Genomic DNA, 21,421 nt, shown 5'->3' with positions numbered 1-21,421 from the left:
CGCCTACCTGCACACCGGCGAGTGCAGCGGGCCGAAGATGTTCGCCTCCAGGTCCCCGGCCTTGAGGGTGAAATTGCAGAGATAGAGCATCATGAATCCTCCGTATCGCCCGCTGTGGTTGAGCTTGTCGGCCAGCGCGGGCAGACGCGTCAGGAAGGTCTCGAACTTCCCGGTCTGCGGAATCCAGGCGGCGGTCACGTCGGTCAGTCCGGAGAGGGCTCCGGCGAAGGAGTCGCCGCCGGCGGTCATCATCTGGGCGAGCGCGCTCAGCGCGCGGTCACCGGAGCTGATCAGGCGGGTGAAGTCGCCGTCGTCGCCGACGATCGCCGACGTCAGCCGGCCCAGTCCGGAGAAGAGGTCGCCCAGTTCGCCGCTGTGTTCCTCCGCCGCCGTCATCAGCGTGTTCAGGTTGGTCACCAGCCGCGCGAAGACGGCGTTGTTGGCGCGCAGGTTGGCGCCCAGCGATCCGATCTGGCGCAGCAGCAGTTCCACCGATTTGGTGCGGCCGGCGAAGGTGTCGACGAAGCCCTGGGCCAGCTCGTTGACCTCCCGCGGTTTGAGCGAGGCGAAGAGCGGCTGGAACCCGTTCATCAGCGCGGTGAGGTCGATCGGCGCCGTGGTCGCCGCCACCGGGATCTGCGCGCCCCGGCGTTCCGGGGTGCTCTCGTCGCCGGGCGACAGCGCGATGTACCGGGCGCCGAGCATGTCGCCGTACCGGATCGCCGCCCGCACCCGCTGCGGCACCGGGTGGGAACGCTCGATCCGGACCGTCACCTTCGCCAGCGCGGTGCCGCCGGGCTGCGCCTGCCGGGTGACCGACTCCACGCGGCCGATGCGTACCCCGGACATCTTCACCGGATTGCCCTCGGTCAGCCCCTCGGCGTCGGTGAACATCAGCACGTAGCCGTCGGCGGGGCCGCGCAGCGGCACCCGGAGAGTGTTCACGACGAGCACCGCCGCCAGCAGGCCGACCAGCACGAACAGGAAGGCTTTGATCGCGGTCGTCACGGACAGTGTGGTCATGAGAGGTGTACCTCGCTGCCGCGGACCATCGGGCCGAGCATGTACACCGTCGCCGGATTCGGGGCACCGTCACGGCTCGTCGACGCCGGGCGCACCGCACCCTCGATGGCGTGCAGGCCCGGAGCCTCGGCCGCACCGTCGATCACCTCCGGCCCGGTGTACGACGACGGTTCCGCCGTCACCGGCTTCCTCGGATGCAGCACGGTGCCGCCCCGCTCTCCGGGTCCGCGCACCGGCCCCGTGCCCACCCCGGTTCCGGTCCCGAAGCACTGCGCACCGCGCAGCGATCCGTATCGCGGGCAGTCGGCCGCGGTGTAGGGCATCGGCTGGGAGAACGTCGGCACGGCGGTGATGTCGAACCGGCCGGTGGAGAAGAGGATGGTTCCGGCCGCGCCGAACTTGTCGGCCGCGAGCACCGTGCGAGTGATTCCCGACGGGTTCGCGGCGACGGTGGACAGGATCTTCCCGGTCGAGTCGAGGACGGTGATCAGGTTCTTCCGTTGCTCGGCGAGGAAGGACCCGGACGCGGAGACGAATCCGCTTGCCGCCGTGAGGAAGACGCCCAGCTGGCCGCCGTGGTCGGCGATCCCGCGGGAGATGTCGGTGACCGACGAGATGGTCTCCAGGATGTCCGGGGTGGCCCGCCGCAGCGATTCGGCCACCCGCCGGAACGTGGGCGTCGCGGAGAGGAACGCGTTCACCGATGATTCGAGTTCGCGGGAGGCGGCCCACCAGTCGTCGATCATGACGCCGATCTGATCCCCGCGGCCGCCGATCGCCTTGTCGACCGCGGCCAGTGCGACGTTCAGCTGGTCCGGCCGCACCTCGGCGATGAGGCCGGACAGTTCGGTGAAGATCCCGTACAGGTTGACCGCGTCCGGGCCGTCGTCCACACCGAGCACCGAGCCCGGCGTCAACGACCCGCTGCGCGCGGTCGAGGTGCCCTCGGCGGGCACCAGTTGCAGGTAGATGTCCCCGAAGAAGGTGCGGGGCAGCACCCGGACACTGACCGATCGGGGAATCCGGGAGAGCAGGTCGTGGCCGACCGTGACCTCGATCCGCGAGGACCGGGTGCCGGCCTCGATGGAGGTGATCTCCCCGACCTTGATGCCGTGATAGCGCACCGGAGCACCCGGCTGGATCAGCCCGACCGATTCGGGGACGTCCGCGTAGACGGTCGGGTCCGACGACAGTGTGCCGGTGCTGCGCGCGATCATCCACAGCGAGAACGCGACGATGAGCGCGGTGGCCACCAGCGCACGGAGCACGTAGCTGCGTCGCGACACCGGCCTGCCCGGAAGCATGACGGTCATCGGCTACAGCCCCAATCCCGGGATCTTCGGGACCAGGCCCCACAGGCCGAAGGTGAAGATCACGTCGAAGATGCCGATCGCGAGGATCGACGTGCGCAGCGCGCGGCCCGCCGCCTGGCCCACTCCTTCGGGTCCGCCCGACGCGAAGTAGCCGTAGGAGCAGTGCACCAGGGTGACGATGGCGGCGAACACGACCGCCTTGGTGGCCGAGAAGAGGAGATCGCTGGGGCCGAGGGCCAGGTGGAAGTAGTAGTCGTATGTGCCCGGCGACTCGCCGTGGAACCAGACGACGACCATGCGCGTCGCGAGATAGCTGGCCAGCAGACCGATCATGTAGATCGGCAGCACACAGACCATCGAGGCGATGACCCGCGTGGTCGCCAGGAACGGGATCGACCGGATCGCCATCACGTCGAGCGCGGCGATCTCGTCGGAGATCCGCATGGCGCCGATCTGCGCGGTGAAGCCCGTACCGACCTTCGCCGCCAGGGCGATCGCGACGACCACCGGCGCGAGTTCCCGGGTGTTCGCGATGGCCGCGAGCATCCCGGACAGCGACGTCATCCCCACCAGTTGCAGACCGCGGTAGGTCTCGACGCCGAGCATCATCGCGGCGGCGAGCGACATCGCGAGGACGATGCCGAGGGTGCCGCCGCCGGAGAGAAGGGATCTGGTGCCGAAGGTCATCTCGGCGATCTGGCGGACGACATGCCGGCGATAGTGCACCAGCGTGTAAGGGATCGCGGCGACCGCGCGGGCGCTGAACGTGACGTATTCACCGAACGTGACGAGGCCGTCGGCCAGCGGGTCCACCCGGCGCCGGTAGCCGTCGCGCACGCGCAGCGTGAGATCCGCGGAGACCATCAGAACGACCCCACGGCGGGCACGATCACCGAGTACAGCTCGCTGAGGATCGTGTTGAAGATGAAGACCAGCGCGAACGCGATCACCACGGCTTCGTTGACCGCGTCGGCGACACCGCTCGGCCCGCCGCGGGCATGGAGCCCCTTGAAGCAGGCGACGATGGTAGACAGCAGCGCGAACAGCGACGCCTTGATCAGCGCGGTCCCGAAGTCGCTCAGGCGCCCGTACTGGCTGAAGGTCGCCAGGAACGCGCCGGCCGGCAGATGCTGCACGTACAGGTGGTAGGCGTAGCAGGCGCCGACGCCGACGACGGTGATCAGCGAGCACAGGACGAGCGAGACGATGATGGCCGCCGCGATCCGCGGGGCCACCAGCCGCTCGATCACGTTGATGCCCATGACCTCCATCGCGTCGATCTCCTCCCGGATCTTCCGGGAGCCGAGATCGGTGCAGATCGCCGATCCGGCGACGCCGGCCATCATGAGCGCACAGACCAGCGCCGCCGCCTGACCGACGATGATGAAGGCCACCACCGCGCCCGAGTAGCCACCGGCTCCGATGCGTCCCGCGAGCTCCCCGACCGAGACCGCGATGAACACACCGACCGGGATCATCAACAGCAACGACGGCCCGGTGCTCACCCTGCCGATGAAGATCAGCTGGTTGAGCGTCTCGCTGAGCGACAGCCGGAAGCGCACGATCGCCACGACCAGACCGCCGACCGACTGCAGAGCGAACCCGAGGGTGTGGCCGGCCTCCACCGCGAGGTCACGGACCGGCCCCTTGGACGCGGGCAGTTCAAACGCCATCGTTGATCCCCAAATCACCGAATCGCGCGGCTGATGTTACAACCGCGACGGAACCGTAACATGGGATCGAGTCGCGATGCGACAACTTTCAATCTTTTGTTTCATCGAGCCGGTGCGACGGTCGCCGAGACGGCAGTACAAGCCGCCGCGGAGACGCGGACGAGTGGCGAAGAATCAGGCGGAGAGGCCGACGAGCGGCAGGATGAACTCCTGCGCGAGCGCCGTCAGCGCGGGCTCGTCGTCGAGTTCGATGAGATCACTCGGTGAGGTCAGGAACGATCCGGTGATCCGCACGATGAGATCGGCGGCGAGCACGGTCGACACCGTCCGGGCGATATTGCCCGACTCCTGCTCGCGGGCGATCTGCTGGGCGACGAAGTCGCGCACCTCGAACATCGTCCGGCTGTCGCCGCCGCCGACCACCCCGGGCACCAGCGCCGGCTCGATCTCCAGCAGTTTGGTGATGAGCGGATTGCGGCCGATGGTCCGCAGCGACGTGACGAAACCCGCGACGACCCGCTCGGCGACGGTGGTCGCCTTGCCCATCTCGGTGACGAACTCGCCGAAGTACCGCTGGAATTCCCGGAGCATCACCGCGTCGACCAGCTGATCCTTGCTCTCGAACTTGCGGTAGATGGTGATCCGGGCGGTGCCCGCCCGGCGCGCGACCTCTTCCATCGAGGCACGGGCGATGCCGGTCTCGCAGAACTGGTCGTAGGCGGCATCCAGCAACCGGGTGCGCGTCTTGTCCTGCCGCACATCCGTCGTCTGCTCACCGTCACGCGCCGCCTGACGGAGCACACGCTCGATCAGCGTGCCTTCCACCACGTCCGGACCGTCCGATCCCACGCCGTTCCTCCTGACCACCCCGGCCCGGTTCAAAGTTACGTCACCGCCCCCTCCTGCGATCCGAGCCACCGATCGTCACAGTGTTACACAGTTATCATATTTGTTTCATAACGTACCGGATCGGACGCTTGGCAGGAAAACGCACATCAGCGGCACCTGAAGGACCGCCGACGCCGACGGCGCAGATCAGGTGCCGCACCGACGGCACGGCGCGGCCCCGGACCTGGAATCCACTCCGTGCCCGGGGCCGCCACGTCGTCGTCCGGTCAGGCCTTGGGGCCACCCGCGACGTACAGCACCTGGCCGCTGACATAGCGGGCGCGCTCATCGGCGAAGAACGACACCGCGTTGGCGATGTCCTCCGGCTGACCGGCGAGCTTCACCGCGGTGTCGTCGGCGCACGCCTGGAGGAAGGCGTCGAACGGGACGCCCATGCGCTCGGCGGTCGCGCGGGTCATGTCGGTCTCGATGAAGCCGGGGGCGATCGCGTTGGCGGTGACGCCGAACTTGCCGAGCTCGATCGCCAGGGTCTTGGTGAACCCCTGCATGCCGGCCTTGGCCGCCGAGTAGTTGGCCTGGCCGCGGTTACCGAGCGCCGAAGTGCTCGACAGGTTGACGATGCGGCCCCAGCCGGCGTCGAGCATGTGACGCTGGCAGGCGCGGCTCATCAGGAAGGCGCCGCGCAGATGCACGGCCATCACGGTGTCCCAGTCCGACACGCTCATCTTGAACAGCAGGTTGTCGCGCAGGACGCCGGCGTTGTTGACCAGCACGGTCGGTGCGCCGAGTTCGGCGACGACGAGATCGACCGCGGTCGCGACGTCGTCCTCGTTCGAGACGTCGGCGCCCACCGCGATGGCCTTGCCGCCCGCGGCGGTGATCTGCTCCACGGTGCCCGCGCAGGCCTGCGCGTCCAGGTCGAGGACGGCGACGGCCATCCCGTCCTCGGCCAGACGACGCGCGACGGCGGCGCCGATACCGCGGGCCGCACCGGTGACAATTGCTACTTTCTGAGTGCTCATGTCCGGAACACTACTGGGGCCAGCGTAGAATTTCCGGCGGCACTCGACAGAGCGCCGCCACGCAGCGTGCACCGCGGAGGAGATGCATTGAGCCGACAGCCCAGCGGCGCGTACGAGCCCGATCGCGCGTACGACCAGCGGCTCGCCGTCATCGTGCTGGCGGCGGGTGCGGGCACCCGGATGAAGTCGAAGACCCCGAAGATCCTGCACCGGATCGCCGGGCGCTCGCTGGTCCACCACGCCCTGGCCGCGGCCGAGGACGTCTGGCCCGCCCATGTGGTCCCGGTGGTCAGCCACGAGCGGGAGAAGGTGACCGCCGAGATCGAGCGGGTCGCCGGCCATCTGGGCAGCGCGCTGACCGTCGCCCTCCAGGAGGAGCCGCTCGGAACCGGCGACGCCGCCCGCGCCGGCCTGACCGGACTTCCGGCGGACTTCAGCGGCACCGTCCTGGTGACCGTCGCCGACGCCCCGCTGCTCGACGGCGACACCCTGCGCGCACTGATCGCCGAGCACACCGGATCGGGTGCCGCGGTCACACTGACCAGCTTCGTCGTCGACGATCCGACGGGTTACGGCCGTATCGTCCGCGGCGACGACGGCGCGGTGACCGCCATCGTCGAGCACAAGGACGCGTCCCCCGCGGAGCTCGCGATCACCGAGGTGAACGCCGGGATCTACGCCTTCGACGCGGACCTGCTGCGCGCGGCGCTGAGCGAACTGACCTCGGACAACGCGCAGGGCGAGTTCTACCTCACCGATGTGGTCGCGATCGCGCGCGCGGCCGGCCGGACGGTCGCCGCCCACGTGGTCGGCGACCCGGCGGTGGTGGCCGGCTGCAACGACCGCGCCCAGCTCTCCGAACTCGCCGCCGAACTGAACCGGCGCATCGTCCGCGGGCACCAGCTCGCCGGGGTCACCGTCGTCGATCCGGCATCCACCTGGATCGACGTCGACGTGGTGATCGGCCAGGACACCACCATCGAGCCCGGTACCCAGCTGCGCGGCCGCACGGTGATCGGCCCCGATGCGCTGATCGGCCCGGACACCACGCTCGACGGCGTGATGGTCGGCGAGGGCGCCCAGGTGATCCGCACCCACGGCAGCGGCGCGATCATCGGGGCGGGGGCCCTGGTCGGCCCGTTCGCCTACCTGCGACCGGGCACCGACCTCGGCGACCACGGCAAGATCGGCACCTTCGTCGAGACCAAGAACGCCGCCATCGGGGCGGGCACCAAGGTGCCGCACCTGACCTATGTCGGCGACGCCGAGATCGGCGAGTGCACCAACATCGGGGCGTCGAGCGTCTTCGTCAACTACGACGGCGAGAACAAGCACCGCACCGTGATCGGCTCGCACTGCCGGACCGGCTCGGACAACATGTTCGTCGCCCCCCTGACCATCGGAGACGGCGTCTACACCGGCGCGGGCACCGTCGTCCGGGAGGATGTTCCGGCCGGGGCGCTCGCCGTCTCGGCCGGCGAGCAGCGCAACATCGAGAACTGGGTCCTGCGCAAGCGGCCCACCAGCCGGGCGGCCCAGGCGGCCCGGGCAGCCCAAGAGGAGAGCAACTCATGAAGTGGACCACCGACGCACAGAAGAACCTGATGCTCTTCTCCGGGCGTGCGCACCCCGAACTCGCCGAAGCGGTGGCTCAGGAACTGGGTGTGCAGATCGTTCCGCAGACGGCCCGCGACTTCGCCAACGGCGAGATCTTCGTGCGCTTCGAGGAGTCGGTGCGCGGCAGCGACGCCTTCGTCCTGCAGAGCTGTCCGCTCCCGGTGAACCAGTGGATCATGGAGACGCTGATCATGGTCGACGCGCTCAAGCGCGGCTCGGCCAAGCGGATCACCGCGGTGCTGCCGTTCTATCCCTATGCCCGCCAGGACAAGAAGCACCGCGGCCGCGAGCCCATCTCGGCCCGCCTGATCGCGGACCTGCTCAAGACCGCCGGCGTCGACCGCATCATCACCGTCGACCTGCACACCGACCAGATCCAGGGCTTCTTCGACGGCCCCGTGGACCACATGCACGCGCAGGGCCAGCTGGCCGAGTACGTCCGGGAGAACTACGGCACCGACAACATCTGCGTCGTCTCCCCCGACGCCGGCCGCGTGAAGGTCGGCGAGAAGTGGGCCGACGCGCTCGACGGTGCCCCGATGGCGTTCGTCCACAAGACGCGCGACCCCGATGTCGCCAACCAGATCGTCGCCAACCGCGTGGTCGGTGAGGTGGCGGGCAAGACCTGCGTGCTGATCGACGACATGATCGACACCGGCGGCACCATCGCCGGCGCGGTGAAGGTCCTCAAGGAGGCCGGGGCCGGCGACGTCATCATCGCCACCACGCACGGCGTCTTCTCCGATCCGGCCACCGAGCGGCTGTCGTCGTGCGGTGCCAAGGAAGTGATCGCGACCGACACCCTGCCCATCCCGGAGGACAAGCGGTTCGCGAACCTGACCGTCCTGACCATGGCGCCGCTGCTCGCGCAGACCATCCGCGAGGTCTTCGAGAACGGCTCGGTGACCAGCCTCTTCAACGGAAACGCCTGAGTCGGTGGACGCGACCATCTACCACAACCCCCGCTGCTCGACCTCGCGCAAAACGCTCGACAAGCTGCGGGCAGCGGGCGTGGAGCCCACCGTGGTGAAGTACCTGGACACCGGCTGGACCCGCGAGCAGTTACAGCGGTTGTTCGCCGACGCGGGCCTGACGCCGGGCCAGGCGGCACGCAAGCGGGAAGCCCTCTACAAGGAGCTGAACCTCGCCGAGGCCACCGACGACGAGATCCTCGACGCGATGGTCACGCACCCGGTGCTGGTCGAGCGGCCGATCGTGGTGACCGACAAGGGCACCCGCCTGGCCCGCCCGATCGAGAGCGTCGACGAGATCCTGTAGCGTCATCGCGCCGCCGATCGAATTCGTACACGTTAGGTTTCCCTAAGCTAACTAGTGGGCTAGGGTGTGGCCGTGCCCCACTCTCGCTCAGCGACCTCTCAGCTGTCGCGCCGCACCTTCCTGCGCGGTGCCCTCGGAACGTCCGCGGTCCTCGCCGGCGCCGCGGCCGCCGGATCGATCGACGGGCCGGCCGCGGCCGACCCCGGCGCCCCCACCGCGATCGTCATCGGCAGCGGATTCGGCGGCGCCGTCGCCGCGCTCCGGCTCGGCCAGGCCGGTTTCCGCACCACGGTCTTCGAGCGCGGTCGCCGCTGGCCGATCCGCAAGGACGGCAACACGTTCGCCACCTTCGACAACCCGGACAAGCGCGCCGCCTGGTTCTCCGATACCGCCGGGATCTCCAGCTCGATTCAGGTTCCCGTCGAGCGCTACCCGGGCGTGCTGGAAACCATCAAGGGCAACGGCCTCGAATCGGTGCACGGCGCCGGTGTCGGCGGCGGGTCGCTCGTGTTCGGCGCCTTCTCGATCCAGCCGAACAAGGCCGACTTCGAGGAGGTCTTCCCGGGCGGCACCGGGTACGACGAGCTGGCCGCGACGTACTACCCGCGGGCCCGGAAGATGCTCAACGCCACGGGCCTGCCACGCGACATCCTGTCCACCCCCAACTACCGGGGCGCGCGCACGTGGCTGAACACGATCGCCCGGTACGGCGTCACGCCCACCTTCCCCGACTTCGCGGTCGACTGGGACCTCGTCCGCCGCGAGCTCGCCGGAAAAGCACGGCCCGGAGTCAGCGTCGGGGACCTGTCCTACGGGGTCAACAGCGGCGCCAAGAACTCCGTCAACCACAACTACCTGCCTGCCGCCGAGGCCACCGGCAACGTCGTCGTCAAACCCATGCACGAGGTGTTCGACATCCGGCCCCGCCACCGCCGGAAGGGCTTCGTGGTGCGCGCCCGGCTGATCGACGACCACCACCGCACCGTGCGTACGGTGACCGCCGAGGCCGACTACCTGTTCCTGGCCGCGGGCTCGTACCACACGACGTCGCTGCTGGTCCGGGCGCGGGCGCAAGGCGCACTGCCCGCGATCCCGGGCACCGTCGGCGACGGATTCGGCGGCAACGGCGACTTCCTCATCGTCCGCACCAATCTGCGCGACGCTCAGGGGCCGCGCCAGGGCGGCCCGGGCTACGCCCGGATCCACGAGGACCGGCTGCCCGGCGGCCCGGCCTCGATGATCTACCAGGCCGCACCGTTCCCCGCACCGCTCGGCGGGGCCGCGCTCACCCATCTGATCCAGGTGCACACCCCCGAACGCGGCACCATCGACTACGTCCACGCCACCCGCGGCACCGAGCTGAACTACCCGTTCGCCGAGGGCACGAGTGTGCTGGACCGCCGCGCCGTCGCCTTCGCCAAGCACTTCCACCAGATGACCGAGGTGCGGCACGGGACCCCGAACAACGGGATCGTGATCTCCTCGCGCGCCGCCGGATTCGGCTCGGGCGCCACGTTCCACGGGCTTGGCGGCGTGGTGATCGGCAAGGCCGCGAACGCGGACGGATCGATCAAGGGTTACGACAATCTCTTCGTCGTCGACGGCTCCTTCTGCCCCGGTGCGGTCGGGCTGGCCAACCCCTCGCTCACCATCACCGCGCTGGCGGAACGCACGATGGACCGGTTCCTGGCCGCTGTCGGCCGGTGAGCCAGGCGAGCCCGACGGTCGCCGACCGGCTCGTCGAACGCCTCACCGGCCTGCACGTATCCACCCTGTTCGGGGTGCACGGCGCCAACGCCGAGGACGTCTTCGACGCCGCGGTGCGCCATCGCGGGATCACCCCGGTGATCGCCAAGCACGAGTTCGGCGCGGGCGCGATGGCCGACGGTCTCGCCCGGATCGGCGGCGGCCCGGCGGCGGTGCTGACCACCTCCGGCGGCGGGGCCCTCAACGTGGTGCCCGCGCTCGGCGAATCGTACGACAGCCGGGTGCCGGTCCTGGCGGTCATCGGCAGCGCAGCGCGAACGACGGTGGGGCGCGGCGGATTCCAGGACATGCTCGCGCCGCCCGACACGATCGACCTGCCCGCCGTCCTGTCCGGCGTGGTCGGATGCTGCCGCGTCATCGATGAGCCGGCCGGACTGGACGAGGCCGTCGACGAGGCGGCCGCCACGCTCTCCCGGGGCAGGCCCGCCGCCCTCATCATCCCGAAGGACGTGCAGGCCGCCGCGGCACCGGACCGCCGGGGCGTCGCGGCCGACGATCGAGCCACGAGTCCCCCGCCTCCCGAGGTGACCGAGGTGGCCGACCGGCTGCGCGGCGCCTGCCTACGCGGCGCACGCATCTGTTTCTGGGCCGGTGAGGAGGCATCCCGGTCCGGCGTCGCCGGGCCGCTGCGCGCGCTCGCCCGACGGCTCGGCGCCGACCTGGTGGTCTCGCCCGGCGGGCGGGACGTCGGCGATACCGATTGCCCCGGCGTCACCGGGGTGATGGGCCATCCCTCGGCGCATGCCGCGATCGCCGCCGCCGAGGTCCTGGTGGTCGTGGGCTGCCGGATGTCGCTGACCGATCGAGCCGGTCTCGACGGGGCGATCGCCGCCGCGGACACGATCCATCTCGGCCGGGTCGCCCCGCGCGTCCCGGGCGTCGAACACCTCGCCACACCGGACCTGCCGGCGGCGATCGGCGCGCTGCTGACGTCGCTGCACGGCCTCGCCGGACCGGCGGCCCGGCCCGCGCGGCCTCGCGAGTTCCTGTCCACGCCGCGGATCACCGGACCGCTGACCGTGCGCGAGACGATCGAGACCATCGGGGCGGCCCTGCCCGCCGGGTGCAGCGTGTTCGCCGACGCCGGAAACGCCGGGGCCGCCGCGATCCACCATCTGCCGTTCGGCGACGGCCGCTTCGTGGTGGCACTCGGCATGGGTGGCATGGGCTACGGCATCGCGGCAGGCATCGGTGCCGCCATCGGCGGGGCATCGTCGAACCCGGCGACCCGGACGGTCGTCATCGCCGGCGACGGCTCGTTCCTGATGCACGGTATGGAGATCCACACCGCGATCGAGTACGGCGCGCCGATCACCCTCATCGTCCTCAACAACAATGCGCACGGCATGTGCGTGACGCGGGAGAACCTCTACTTCCCCGCCACCGCGGACCCCGGCCTCAACCGATTCGGCGCGGCCGACCTCGCCGCCGGGCTGGCCGCCATGTTCCCCGGGCTCGACGTGCGGCGCACCGCCGGACCCGCCGACCTGTCCTCCGCCTGCGCCGGGCTCCTGTCCCGGCCGGGCCCCAATTGCCTGGTGGTGGACATCGATCCCGACGAGATTCCACCGTTCGGCCCATTTCTGAAGGGAACCCCATGACCTCCGTACCCGGAAGCCGGACCGATCTCGACGCCGGACCGCCGCTCGACGGCGTGATCCGGATCGAGACGCACGGCCGCGCCGAGAACACCTTCCGCGTGGTCGACATGATCCGGTCGGTCTATCCGCACAACCAGATCTTCGGCGATTTCTGCACGATCCAGGGATTCGTCGACGCCCCGCCGCGGGAGCTCTACGAGTGGCTCGCGCACACCAGGTCGCTCGAAGAGTGGACCTACAGCTCACGCGGCCTGCGCCCGTGCGACGACGACCCCGGGCTCTACGTCGGCTACGACATGCTGAACCCCGGCACCGAGTTCTTCGTGCGCACCGTCGCCAATCCCGACGCCATGACCGTCGACTACCACTGCGCGTGGGACCAGGGCGGCGACCTCTGGATGATCTACCTGATGCGGGTCGTCGACGCCTAGCTGGTACTGAACAGGCCCGGCTCGGTGGTGCTGTGGACCAACTGCCACCACCCCTACTACGACGAGAACCTCTACCCGGACATCGCTCCGGCCGACCGCGAGGAGTGGGTCGGCGACCTGTGGGACATGTTCTGGGCCGGCCATCGGATAGAACTCGACAACCTCACCCGGATCGCCGAACACCGTCATCGGACCGGCCGGCCCCTGACCCCGGAATGGATGCGCCCATGACCGCCGCCGCCACCCCGCCGGTGGCCCTCGCCGACCTGGCCACCTACCGTCCGGCGAACCGGGTGCCGTCATCGTATTTCGCCGCCTTCGCCGAGGACGACGACCTCGCCGGCAACGTGATGTTCCGCGCCCCGGCGTTCCGGCACCATGCCGCCGACGGCGAGACCTCCGCGGACATGATCGTGAGCACCGCGGCGGTTCTCACCGACCGCCACGGCCCGGACTATCTCGACGACGTCGACGTCCTCCTCACCCACAGTCAGCTGCCGGAGGTGCCCGTGCGCGGGTGCGGCGGCGAAGTGGCACACCGCCTGGGCCTGGCCCCGGCGACGGTCGTCGACGTTCACAACGGCGGCTGCGCGGCCTTCGCCCATCTGATCGAGATCGGCGGGGCACTGCTCGCCGCGCGTGGCGGCCGCAAGGCGCTGATCGCGCTGGCGCAGAACAGCGCCGGGCAGATCTTTGTTCAGGAGCAGGTCCGCGGCAAAGCCCAGGCCGCCATCCCCGGCGACGGGGCCGCGGTGGCCACGCTCACCCTCGGCACGGGCGGGAACCCGGTGCTGACGACACTCAGCCGCTCGTACGGCGAGTACGCACCGGACATGACGGCGGTCTCGACCCCGCCGCGCAAGTACTGGGAAGCCGGTGACGGCCAGATCCACGTCGGTTTCACCAACGCCAAGATCGCCAAGGTCCTCTCCCGCGGCAACCGGCAGGTGCCCGAGGTCGCGATCGAGGCGGCCGAGCGGATCGGCGTGCGGCCGGCCGACCTGGACTGGTTCATCACCAACCAGCCCAACCGGGTGTTCCTGCGCAACTGGCGGGAAGCGCTGGAGTTGCCCGAGGAGCGCCATCCCGACACCTTCGACGAGTGCGGCAACCTGTTCGCGGTCGGCGTGCCGATGACCTTCGATGCGTTGATCGAGTCCGGCCGGATACGGCCCGGCCAGGTGGTGATGACGTCGGCGTTCGCGCACGCGGGCGACTTCGCGGCCGCCGCGGCGATCCGGTGGAACGGCCGGTCGTGACCGCGCCGCGACCGATCATCCGCTGCGACCTCAACGAATCGGCCTATCAGCCGCTGCCCGCCGTCGCGGAGGCGATCGCGACCACGGCCGCGACCGCGAACCGCTACCCGGAGTTCCGCCCGGAGACGGCACGAGCGGCGATCGCCGCGCACCTCGGTGTGGATGCCTCGGGCGTCGTGGTCGGTCCCGGCGGGACCGCGGTGGTCTCCGCGCTGCTGAGTGACGCCGCGGCCCGGCACCGTGCCGCCGGCCGGGACACGCCGCACCTGAGCACCCCGGCGCCGACGTTCGACGGTTTCGCGATTCTCGCATCGATGCTCGGGTACCGGGTCGACGCCACCCGGCTCCTCGACGACGGAGCCCCCGATCTCGATGCCCTGGTGGCGTCGGTGACACCGTCGACGGCCGCGCTGATCGTGTGCTCGCCGCACAATCCCACCGGAGCGGTGCTGACCGAGGCGCGGCTCCGCGCCCTGCTGCTGTCGGTGCGCGCCGATCTGCCGGTGATCCTCGATGAGGCGTACGTGGAGTACTGCGAGCGGCCGCCGGACAGCCGGGCATTGGTGGCGGAGTTCCCGAATCTGACGGTGCTGAGGACCTTCTCGAAGGCGTACGGCCTGGCGGGCGTGCGGATCGGCTACGCGTTCGGCACCCCGGCCGCCGTGGCCGGCGCACGACGGCGCGAGATCCCGTTCGCGGTCTCCACCGCCGCGCAGCAGGCCGTGCCGGTGGCGCTGCGTGCGCAGACGCAACTGGCCGAGCGGGTCGCCGCGTGTTGCGCGGCGCAGGCGTGATCGGCCGCGAGTACCCCGATCACGGTTCCGGCTGACCGTCGCCGATCGCGGGGTCACCGACTACCTCGTCGGCGCCCTCCGCCTCGCGGTGGCGTGCGCGTAACGACAGTCCGTCAGCCGGCGACCGTCCGCGCGGAGACCGGAGCGGCCAGCGGCCGGCGATTCAGCGCGGGGACGACCGCTCCGGCCAGCGCGCGGACGAGGCCGCGGGTGCAGTCCCAGAAGTCGAAGTAGTCGCGCCACACGACGATCTGCCCGTCGCGCACCTCGTTGCGCCCGCAGACCCAGAACCGGATGCGCAGCGGCCCCACCGTGAGCTCGTCGATCCGCTCGGTGAGCACCACGCCGTCGTCGTTCCCGGCGATCGTGCGGAGTTCGGCGTCGAAGCTTACGAGGCCCCCGTTGAGGGCGCCCATGATCGCCGCGAAGCGCTTCTTCCCGCGCACGGTCGGCAACGACACGTTGGTGTAGACGATCGAGTCGGCCACCGACGCCAGCGCGTCGTCGAGGCGCTGCTGCGCGAGGGCGGCGAAGAAGTCGGCGACCAGGTCTTCCGGTGTCTGAGACGTCATGACGCCATCGTAGATGTGACAACCTGACCTGCACTGATCTAGGGTGGACGACGTTGTCTCGGCGAGGGTGCCCCGTGTCCACCACGGAGTTCACCGTTATCGGCGCGACGAGAAGCAGAATCCCGCTCTCGGCGGTGTGGTTCCTCGATCTCGGCCGTCGTGCGCCGCGAAACCACCGCATACGAGTAACGAGGAGATTCTCATGTCGCAGACCCCGAAGCTGACGACCACCGTTCGCACCGAGTCGGGCAAGGGTGCCGCGCGCCGCGCCCGCCGCGCCGGTCAGGTCCCCGCCGTGCTGTACGGCCACGGCAGCGAGCCGCAGCACCTGCTGCTCCCCGACCGCGAGCTGGCCGCCATCCTGCGCGCCAACGGCACCAACGCCGTGATCGACCTGGACATCGACGGCAAGAGCCAGCTCGCGCTGACCAAGCAGGTCGACGTCCACGCCATCAAGAACAACATCGAGCACGTCGACCTGCTGCTGGTCCGCCGCGGTGAGAAGGTGACCGTCGACGTCAACATCGTGATCGAGGGCGACGCCGCCCCGGGCACCCTGGTCGTCCAGGACGCCAGCACCATCCAGGTCGAGGCCGAGGCGCTGCACATCCCGGAGAACATCACCGTGTCGGTCGAGGGCGTCGAGGCCGTCACCAACATCACCGCCGGCGACCTGGAGCTGCCGCAGGGCAGCACCCTGGTCTCCCCGGAGGACACCCTGATCGTCGCCGTGAACGAGGCCGCCAAGGCCGAGTCCGAGGACGCCGAGGGTGAGGGCGACGCCGAGGCTCCCGCCGAGGAAGCCGCGGAGTAATTCCCGCCCTGATCGTCGGACTGGGCAATCCCGGTCCCGCTTACGAGAAGACCAGGCACAACATCGGCGCGATGGTCGCCGATGGCCTGGTCTTCTCGTACGGCGAGAAGTACACCGTGCACCGCAAGTCGGGCGCCGAGGTGGCGACCGTGCGGTTGTCGACAGGCTCAAACGAACACGAGTCCGTCCTGGTCGCCAAGGCGCGGACCTACATGAACGTCACCGGCCGGCAGATCGGACCGCTGGCCAAGTACTACGGCGTCGCCCCCGAGGACGTGATCGTCCTGCACGACGAGCTCGACATCGACTTCGGTCAGGTGCGACTCAAGCGCGGCGGCGGCGAGGGCGGCCACAACGGCCTGCGCTCGCTGACCCAGGCCCTGGGCACCCGCGACTACACCCGCGTCCGGCTCGGTATCGGCCGCCCGCCCGGCCGGCAGGATCCGGCCGATTTCGTGCTCAAGTCGTTCCCCTCCGCCCAGCGTGCCGAGGTCGATCTGCTGATCGGGAACGGCGTCGACGCCGTCGAGCTTCTGCTGAAGCAGGGCCTGGAAGCGGCGCAGAACGTCGTGCACGCGTGGTGAGGTGAAATCGAGTAGTCCACTACTCGATGCAGACGCCCCCTGAGATCCCGGCCGTCGTGGCCGAGCGGATCGGCGCCCGGATCGCGCAGGCCGGCCCCGCTGCGGCCGAGGTACTCGACTGCCTGTTGGAGGCCGGTGATCTGCCGGCCGATGTGCTCGCCGGCCTGATCCGGGCCGTCCGGGTGTCCGACGACGGGTTGGCGGCGCCGGCGGTGTCGATCGCGCACCCGATGATCGCCGCCGTGCGGCGTGCCTCGTCCGGGATCGCCCATCGACGCCGACTGCGCGCGCTGCTCGCCGCGCGGCTGCGCGAGGTGCAGCTGGACCACCGGAACCTCAGCCTGGAACTGGGTCTGGCGTCCCTCGCCCTGGACCAACCCGGGTTCACCGGCCGGGACCGTCTCCTGGTCCGCGGTGCCGATGCCGCGGTGCGCGGCCTCGACTTCGCCCTCGCGATCCGTTTCGCGCGCGCGGTGGGGCCCGGTCCCGTCCGGTCCGCCGCGCTGCTCACCGAGGGGTACATCGCCTCGGTCACCGGCTCTGGCGATCTGGCCGACGAACTGCTGGCCCGGGCCTGCGCGGCGCGCACCGAGCCGGCGCTGACCCGCACCTCGACACTCCTGCGCGTGCTCAACCAGGTGACCGCGCGCGCCGCGCCCGACGAGGCGCAGCGGATCCTCGACGATGCCGCCGGCACCCTCGGCGCCGCCACGGCGGCCGCCGCCCGGGGCTTTCTTCTCGCCACCCGGGGCCGGGCGGTGGAGGCCTGCGCCCTGCTGCGGTCCCACTCGGCCCCCACCGGCGCCGGGGCTCTGCCCGAGCTCGCCCGCACGTTCCGGACGATGGGACTGGTGATCGGGGCCGGGGACGCCGGTCTCCCGCACCTGCTGGACGAGGCGATCCGCGCGGGCGACGCCGACGGTGACCGCTGGCGCAGGGCCCCGCACCAGCGGATCTCGCTGGCCTGCCTGGACATCCACGCCCGGCATCTGTGCGGGGACATCGCGGGAGCCGTTCGCGCCGGTGACCGGCTCACTCCGCGACAGCGGGAGATCATGCGGCTGGCCGCGGCGGGCTTGTCGAACCGGCAGATCGCGTCGGCGACGGGGCTGTCGGTGCGGACTGTCGAAGGCCATACCGCGCCGCACAGCTGAGTCCGTAGTCCTCAGCGCTGGTCGCGGAACGCGGCGGCGACCAGCTTCGCCACGTGCTTGCGCCCGGCGAGCGTCGGATGGATCGGGACGCCGTCGTCGCCCGGGCCGACGCCGGTCAGCGAGACCCAGCGCGCACCGTCCGGGGCGCACATCGAGTGTCCGGGTGCGGTGTTCGGATCGACGACGGTGAATCCGGCGCGCTCGGCGCGCTGGGTGATCGTCTTGTTGAGGCGCTTCTGCACCCGATTGGCACGCTGCACGGCGACGTCGCCCATCAGCACGTCGGCGAAGCAGCCGCGCGGATCATCGGGCAGGATCCGCAGATACGGCACGACGACCACCTGCGCGTTCGGCGCGGCCTTGCGGACCGCCGCATAGGTGGCGTCCAGGCGCGGGCCGAGGACGTCGATCTTGGCCATCGCGTCCTTCTCGACCTCCGGCGTGCAGAACGCCCCGACCAGGCACTTCTGAATCAGGTCTGCGAAGAGCGCGTCGTCGTTGCCGCCGATGGAGATCGAGACGTACTTCGTCTTCGGGCCGAGGCCGCGGATCTGCGGTCCCATCGCGGTGTCGGTCGTGATGTCCTTGGTCGCGGCGCCCGAGCACGCCCAGTCGGCGAAGCGCACGCCCGGCATCCGGGCCGCCACCAGGTGCCCGACGTCGTCGGAGGCCTGCGAACACCCGTCCCGGTCGCTGGTGGTCGCCGAGCCGGCGGCGACATACGAATCGCCGATCGAGACGTACAGCGCCCCGCGCGGTGCGGGGTCGGGCATCGCCGCCGCGTGCGGCGCGAGCACCACCCCGAGCGCGAGGGCCGAGACGGCGGACATCAAACGGACGGCATTCTTCTTCACAGTGACTCCCCGACGTGTCATAGGTCACTCGGCAACATACTCCGCGGAACAACTCAATACAAGCGTGTATCGAGTCCCGCATCGATCGGTTAGCCTTGCGCGGTGTCTCCCGCACTCCCACTCGACCAGCTCCGGCGACTGCGCTTCTCGTCGGCCACCGCCGCCTTCCAGATCGAGGGCGCCCGCACCGCCGACGGCCGCGGCGCCGGCATCTGGGACCGTTTCGTCGACACGCCGGGCCGCGTGGTCGACGGTGCGACGGCCGACCCCGGCGCCGACAGCTATCACCGGTGGCGGGAGGACGTCGCGCTCGCGGCCGGGCTCGGCCTGGACCGCTACCGCTTCTCTATCTCCTGGACCCGGGTGCAGCCCGGCGGCCGCGGAGCCGCCAATCCCGCCGGCCTCGACTACTACTCCCGCCTGGTCGACGCCCTCCTCGAGGCGGGGGTGACGCCGTTCCCGACGCTGTACCACTGGGATCTCCCGATCGAACTCGAGGACGACGGCGGCTGGCTGTCCCGGGACACCGCCTACCGTTTCGCCGAGTACACCGCCCTGGTCACCGAGCGCCTCGGCGACCGCGTGCAGCACTGGTACACCCTCAACGAACCGGCCATGACCACGCTGCAGGGCTACGGCATCGGCACCCTGGCTCCCGGCAAGTTCCTGCTGTTCGACGCCCTGCCGACCGTGCATCACCAGTTGCTGGCGCACGGGCTGGCGGTGCCGGTCCTGCGCGCCGCCGGTGCCGCCGCCGTCGGCCTGGCGAACAACCACACCCACGTGCTGCCGGCCACCGACTCCGCCGACGACGCGCGGGCCGCGGACGTCTACGACCTGCTGCACAACCGGTTGTACGCCGAGCCGATCCTGCTCGGCACCTATCCGGATCTGAGTCCGCTGGGCGCCCCCGATCTCCCGATCCGGGACTGCGACCTGGATCTGATCTCCCAGCGGCCCGACTTCTACGCCGTCAACTTCTACAACCCGACGACGATCGGGGCGCCGGCCGCCGACGGCCCGATCCCGTTCGAGATGCTGCCGACGCCGGGCGTGCCGGTCACCGGGTTCGGAGAGGAGTGGCCGATCATGCCCGCGGCCCTCACCGCGCTGCTGACCGGTTTCACCCGGCGCTACGGTGACGCCCTGCCGCCCCTGATCATCAGCGAGAACGGGGCGTCGTTCCCGGAGCCGGAGGCCGCCGGACGGGTCGACGACGCCGACCGGATCGCCTATCTCGACGGGCATCTGCGCGCGGTCGCGACGGCCATGGCGGACGGCGCGAACGTCGAGGAATACACGGTATGGTCGCTGCTCGACAACTTCGAGTGGGCCGACGGATACACCCAGCGGTTCGGTCTGACACACGTCGACTTCGCGACCGGAGAGCGCACGCCGAAGGCGTCATACGACTGGTACCGCCGGGTGATCGCGGCGGCGCGGGAGAACGGGAACCTCGCATGAGAGCACGGGTCGGCCGGACATGGATGACGGTCTTCACCCTCGCGTGGCTGGTGATCTGGATGGTCCAGCTGACCCCGCTGCAACTGCTGCTCCCCCTGCAGCTGGACAGTCAGGTCTCCGACGACGGCGACCGCTGGGTGCACGGGGTGGTCGTCTCCGGGCTGATTCTCGGCGTCGGCGGCCTGGTCGGTGTGATCGCCGGGCCGCTGGCCGGTGCGCTGTCCGACCGCACCGACTCGGCGGGTTTCCCCGGCTGGCTCGGCGGGCGGCGCCGGGTGTGGGCCATCGGCGGTTCGCTCGGCACGGCGGTCTGCCTGATCCTGACCGGGTTCGCGCACCGGCCGCTGCTGGTCGGCGCCGCGTGGATCGGGGTGTCGGTGGGGGTCGCGGTGGCCTCGGCCGCGTTCACCGCCCTCATCGCCGACCAGCTGCCCGCTGATCAGCGCGGTGCCGCCGGCGCCGCGATCGGCTCGTCGCAGGCCGCCGGCATCGTGATCGGCGTCGGCGCGGTGGTGACCCTGGGGCTGACCGTGCTGGCCGGCTACCTGTTCCTCGCCGTCCTCATCGCCGTCGTCGGCGCCGGGGCGGCGTGCCTGCTGCCCGACCCGCCGGATCCGCGGGAGACGCGCGCCGCGCTGCGCGAGCACGATCCGTGGCGCTCGCTGCGCGACCGCGACTTCAGCTGGATGCTGGCCGGCCGGCTGATCGCCAACATCGGCAACGCGCTGGGCACGTCGCTGTTCCTGTTCTTCCTGCTGTACGGGCTCGATCAGGAGAAGTCCGCCGCCGAGGACAATCTGTTGCTGCTGGTGGTGGTCTACACCATCTTCGTGGTGATCGCGTCGATCGTGTCCGGCGTCTATTCCGACCGCACCGGCAGGCGCCGGGTTCCGACGGTGGTCGCGGCCATGGTCCAGGCGGTCTCCGGCGTGGTGATCTGCGTGCATCCGACGTTCGCCGTCACGATGGCCGGTGCCGCGCTGATGGGTGTCGGCTACGGCGCGTTCTCCACCGTCGGCCTCGCGTTCGCGACCGATCTGCTGCCGCACGAGGAGGACCACGGACGCGATCTGGGGATCGTGAACGTCGCCGCGGCACTCGGTCAGCTGATCGGCCCGATGCTGGGTGCGGGGCTGGTCGCGGCGGTCGGCGGCTTCTGGTTGCTGTTCGCGATGGCGGCCGTCCTGTCGGTTATCGGGGGCCTGCTGACGATGCTCGCCCGGGACAAGAGCACAATCGCGGTGACGGATGTGCTCTCAGGGCAGTAGTTCACGAGTAACACATTCGGCGTTCATTACCATTTCGCAACCAGGACGACGTGCACGGACGCCGGTCCACGACAGACAGGAATG

At 70.3% G+C, this 21,421-nt stretch carries 20 protein-coding genes and 1 pseudogene; 13 read left to right on the top strand and 8 right to left on the bottom strand.

The window, feature by feature from the left end; translation table 11 throughout:
• Positions 1 to 3: 3 nt before the first annotated feature.
• The 6 genes from MYK68_RS04825 to MYK68_RS04800 form a co-directional block, all read right to left on the bottom strand.
• Positions 4 to 1,023, bottom strand: coding sequence for an MlaD family protein (locus tag MYK68_RS04825; protein WP_247866570.1), 1,020 nt, complete (start codon positions 1,021 to 1,023; stop codon positions 4 to 6).
• Positions 1,020 to 2,336 carry an MCE family protein gene (locus MYK68_RS04820; RefSeq protein ID WP_247866569.1) on the bottom strand — a complete coding sequence of 439 codons (1,317 nt, stop codon included), beginning with the start codon at positions 2,334 to 2,336 and terminating at the stop codon, positions 1,020 to 1,022. The genes MYK68_RS04825 and MYK68_RS04820 overlap by 4 nt, the downstream gene beginning before the upstream one ends.
• 3 nt (positions 2,337 to 2,339) lie before the next feature.
• Positions 2,340 to 3,200 carry an MlaE family ABC transporter permease gene (locus MYK68_RS04815; RefSeq protein WP_247866568.1) on the bottom strand — a complete coding sequence of 287 codons (861 nt, stop codon included), beginning with the start codon at positions 3,198 to 3,200 and terminating at the stop codon, positions 2,340 to 2,342.
• On the bottom strand, positions 3,200 to 4,009 hold the full coding sequence (locus tag MYK68_RS04810; RefSeq protein ID WP_247866567.1) for an MlaE family ABC transporter permease: 810 nt from the start codon (positions 4,007 to 4,009) through the stop codon (positions 3,200 to 3,202). The genes MYK68_RS04815 and MYK68_RS04810 overlap by 1 nt, the downstream gene beginning before the upstream one ends.
• A gap of 174 nt (positions 4,010 to 4,183) precedes the next feature.
• A complete protein-coding gene (locus MYK68_RS04805; RefSeq protein WP_247866566.1) occupies positions 4,184 to 4,858 on the bottom strand; it encodes a TetR/AcrR family transcriptional regulator in 675 nt (224 codons plus the stop codon).
• A 266-nt stretch (positions 4,859 to 5,124) separates the two neighbouring features.
• On the bottom strand, positions 5,125 to 5,880 hold the full coding sequence (locus tag MYK68_RS04800) for an SDR family oxidoreductase (RefSeq protein ID WP_247866565.1): 756 nt from the start codon (positions 5,878 to 5,880) through the stop codon (positions 5,125 to 5,127).
• Positions 5,881 to 6,060: 180 nt separating this feature from the next.
• On the opposite strand from MYK68_RS04800, the gene glmU reads away from it, so the two are divergent.
• The 8 genes and pseudogenes from glmU (at position 6,061) to MYK68_RS04760 (ending at position 14,627) form a co-directional block, all read left to right on the top strand.
• Entirely contained in the window at positions 6,061 to 7,455 is a 1,395-nt protein-coding gene (gene glmU / locus MYK68_RS04795; protein WP_247867929.1) for a bifunctional UDP-N-acetylglucosamine diphosphorylase/glucosamine-1-phosphate N-acetyltransferase GlmU, read from the top strand.
• Positions 7,452 to 8,429 carry a ribose-phosphate diphosphokinase gene (locus tag MYK68_RS04790; protein ID WP_247866564.1) on the top strand — a complete coding sequence of 326 codons (978 nt, stop codon included), beginning with the start codon at positions 7,452 to 7,454 and terminating at the stop codon, positions 8,427 to 8,429. The genes glmU and MYK68_RS04790 overlap by 4 nt, the downstream gene beginning before the upstream one ends.
• A 4-nt stretch (positions 8,430 to 8,433) precedes the next feature.
• Positions 8,434 to 8,775, top strand: a complete 342-nt coding sequence (gene arsC, locus MYK68_RS04785; protein ID WP_247866563.1) for an arsenate reductase (glutaredoxin) — start codon at positions 8,434 to 8,436, stop codon at positions 8,773 to 8,775.
• Between the two features lie 102 nt (positions 8,776 to 8,877).
• Entirely contained in the window at positions 8,878 to 10,482 is a 1,605-nt protein-coding gene (locus tag MYK68_RS04780; protein ID WP_502798320.1) for a GMC oxidoreductase, read from the top strand.
• Complete coding sequence (locus tag MYK68_RS04775; RefSeq protein ID WP_247866561.1) at positions 10,479 to 12,143, top strand: thiamine pyrophosphate-binding protein; 1,665 nt, start codon at positions 10,479 to 10,481, stop codon at positions 12,141 to 12,143. Before MYK68_RS04780 ends, MYK68_RS04775 begins: the two co-directional genes overlap by 4 nt.
• Positions 12,140 to 12,805 (top strand): annotated as a pseudogene (locus tag MYK68_RS04770) (SRPBCC family protein). Before MYK68_RS04775 ends, MYK68_RS04770 begins: the two are co-directional and overlap by 4 nt.
• Positions 12,802 to 13,833, top strand: coding sequence for a 3-oxoacyl-[acyl-carrier-protein] synthase III C-terminal domain-containing protein (locus MYK68_RS04765; protein ID WP_247866560.1), 1,032 nt, complete (start codon positions 12,802 to 12,804; stop codon positions 13,831 to 13,833). The pseudogene MYK68_RS04770 and the gene MYK68_RS04765 overlap by 4 nt, the downstream one beginning before the upstream one ends.
• On the top strand, positions 13,830 to 14,627 hold the full coding sequence (locus MYK68_RS04760) for a pyridoxal phosphate-dependent aminotransferase (protein WP_247866559.1): 798 nt from the start codon (positions 13,830 to 13,832) through the stop codon (positions 14,625 to 14,627). Before MYK68_RS04765 ends, MYK68_RS04760 begins: the two co-directional genes overlap by 4 nt.
• Positions 14,628 to 14,740: 113 nt before the next feature.
• On the opposite strand, the gene MYK68_RS04755 is transcribed toward MYK68_RS04760, so the two are convergent.
• Positions 14,741 to 15,199: a limonene-1,2-epoxide hydrolase family protein gene (locus tag MYK68_RS04755; RefSeq protein ID WP_247866558.1), complete on the bottom strand. Its 459-nt coding sequence runs from the start codon at positions 15,197 to 15,199 to the stop codon at positions 14,741 to 14,743.
• 202 nt (positions 15,200 to 15,401) lie between these two features.
• Between MYK68_RS04755 and MYK68_RS04750 the strand changes: the two genes are divergently transcribed.
• The 3 genes from MYK68_RS04750 to MYK68_RS04740 are packed head-to-tail and all read left to right on the top strand — an operon-like array spanning position 15,402 to position 17,751.
• Positions 15,402 to 16,013: a 50S ribosomal protein L25/general stress protein Ctc gene (locus MYK68_RS04750; protein WP_247866557.1), complete on the top strand. Its 612-nt coding sequence runs from the start codon at positions 15,402 to 15,404 to the stop codon at positions 16,011 to 16,013.
• An 8-nt stretch (positions 16,014 to 16,021) separates the two neighbouring features.
• On the top strand, positions 16,022 to 16,597 hold the full coding sequence (gene pth / locus MYK68_RS04745; RefSeq protein WP_502798319.1) for an aminoacyl-tRNA hydrolase: 576 nt from the start codon (positions 16,022 to 16,024) through the stop codon (positions 16,595 to 16,597).
• 26 nt (positions 16,598 to 16,623) lie between these two features.
• A complete protein-coding gene (locus tag MYK68_RS04740; protein ID WP_247866556.1) occupies positions 16,624 to 17,751 on the top strand; it encodes a LuxR C-terminal-related transcriptional regulator in 1,128 nt (375 codons plus the stop codon).
• 11 nt (positions 17,752 to 17,762) lie between these two features.
• Here MYK68_RS04740 and MYK68_RS04735 read toward each other — a convergent pair whose 3' ends face one another.
• The gene (locus tag MYK68_RS04735; protein WP_247866555.1) at positions 17,763 to 18,605 is read right to left on the bottom strand and encodes an SGNH/GDSL hydrolase family protein; all 843 of its coding nucleotides are present in this window, start codon (positions 18,603 to 18,605) and stop codon (positions 17,763 to 17,765) included.
• 102 nt (positions 18,606 to 18,707) lie between these two features.
• Here MYK68_RS04735 and MYK68_RS04730 point away from each other — a divergent pair, with 102 nt between their 5' ends.
• The gene (locus MYK68_RS04730) at positions 18,708 to 20,069 is read left to right on the top strand and encodes a GH1 family beta-glucosidase (protein WP_247866554.1); all 1,362 of its coding nucleotides are present in this window, start codon (positions 18,708 to 18,710) and stop codon (positions 20,067 to 20,069) included.
• The gene (locus tag MYK68_RS04725) at positions 20,066 to 21,337 is read left to right on the top strand and encodes an MFS transporter (protein WP_247866553.1); all 1,272 of its coding nucleotides are present in this window, start codon (positions 20,066 to 20,068) and stop codon (positions 21,335 to 21,337) included. Before MYK68_RS04730 ends, MYK68_RS04725 begins: the two co-directional genes overlap by 4 nt.
• Positions 21,338 to 21,421: the final 84 nt, after the last annotated feature.

Origin of the sequence: Gordonia sp. PP30 (genome assembly GCF_023100845.1) — a bacterium.
Lineage (GTDB): Bacteria > Actinomycetota > Actinomycetes > Mycobacteriales > Mycobacteriaceae > Gordonia.
Note: the sequence above shows the minus strand (reverse complement) of the source record. Positions and strands in the feature narration are given on the sequence as shown.

Bases quoted from the DNA above. Each gene is read 5' to 3' on its own strand.
- MYK68_RS04825 (WP_247866570.1), bottom strand. From the start codon at position 1,023: ATGACCACACTGTCCGTGACGACCGCGATCAAAGCCTTCCTGTTCGTG.
- MYK68_RS04820 (WP_247866569.1), bottom strand. From the start codon at position 2,336: ATGACCGTCATGCTTCCGGGCAGGCCGGTGTCGCGACGCAGCTACGTG.
- MYK68_RS04815 (WP_247866568.1), bottom strand. From the start codon at position 3,200: ATGGTCTCCGCGGATCTCACGCTGCGCGTGCGCGACGGCTACCGGCGC.
- MYK68_RS04810 (WP_247866567.1), bottom strand. From the start codon at position 4,009: ATGGCGTTTGAACTGCCCGCGTCCAAGGGGCCGGTCCGTGACCTCGCG.
- MYK68_RS04800 (WP_247866565.1), bottom strand. From the start codon at position 5,880: ATGAGCACTCAGAAAGTAGCAATTGTCACCGGTGCGGCCCGCGGTATC.
- glmU (WP_247867929.1), top strand. From the start codon at position 6,061: ATGAAGTCGAAGACCCCGAAGATCCTGCACCGGATCGCCGGGCGCTCG.
- MYK68_RS04790 (WP_247866564.1), top strand. From the start codon at position 7,452: ATGAAGTGGACCACCGACGCACAGAAGAACCTGATGCTCTTCTCCGGG.
- MYK68_RS04765 (WP_247866560.1), top strand. From the start codon at position 12,802: ATGACCGCCGCCGCCACCCCGCCGGTGGCCCTCGCCGACCTGGCCACC.
- MYK68_RS04755 (WP_247866558.1), bottom strand. From the start codon at position 15,199: ATGACGTCTCAGACACCGGAAGACCTGGTCGCCGACTTCTTCGCCGCC.
- MYK68_RS04750 (WP_247866557.1), top strand. From the start codon at position 15,402: ATGTCGCAGACCCCGAAGCTGACGACCACCGTTCGCACCGAGTCGGGC.
- MYK68_RS04740 (WP_247866556.1), top strand. From the start codon at position 16,624: ATGCAGACGCCCCCTGAGATCCCGGCCGTCGTGGCCGAGCGGATCGGC.
- MYK68_RS04725 (WP_247866553.1), top strand. From the start codon at position 20,066: ATGAGAGCACGGGTCGGCCGGACATGGATGACGGTCTTCACCCTCGCG.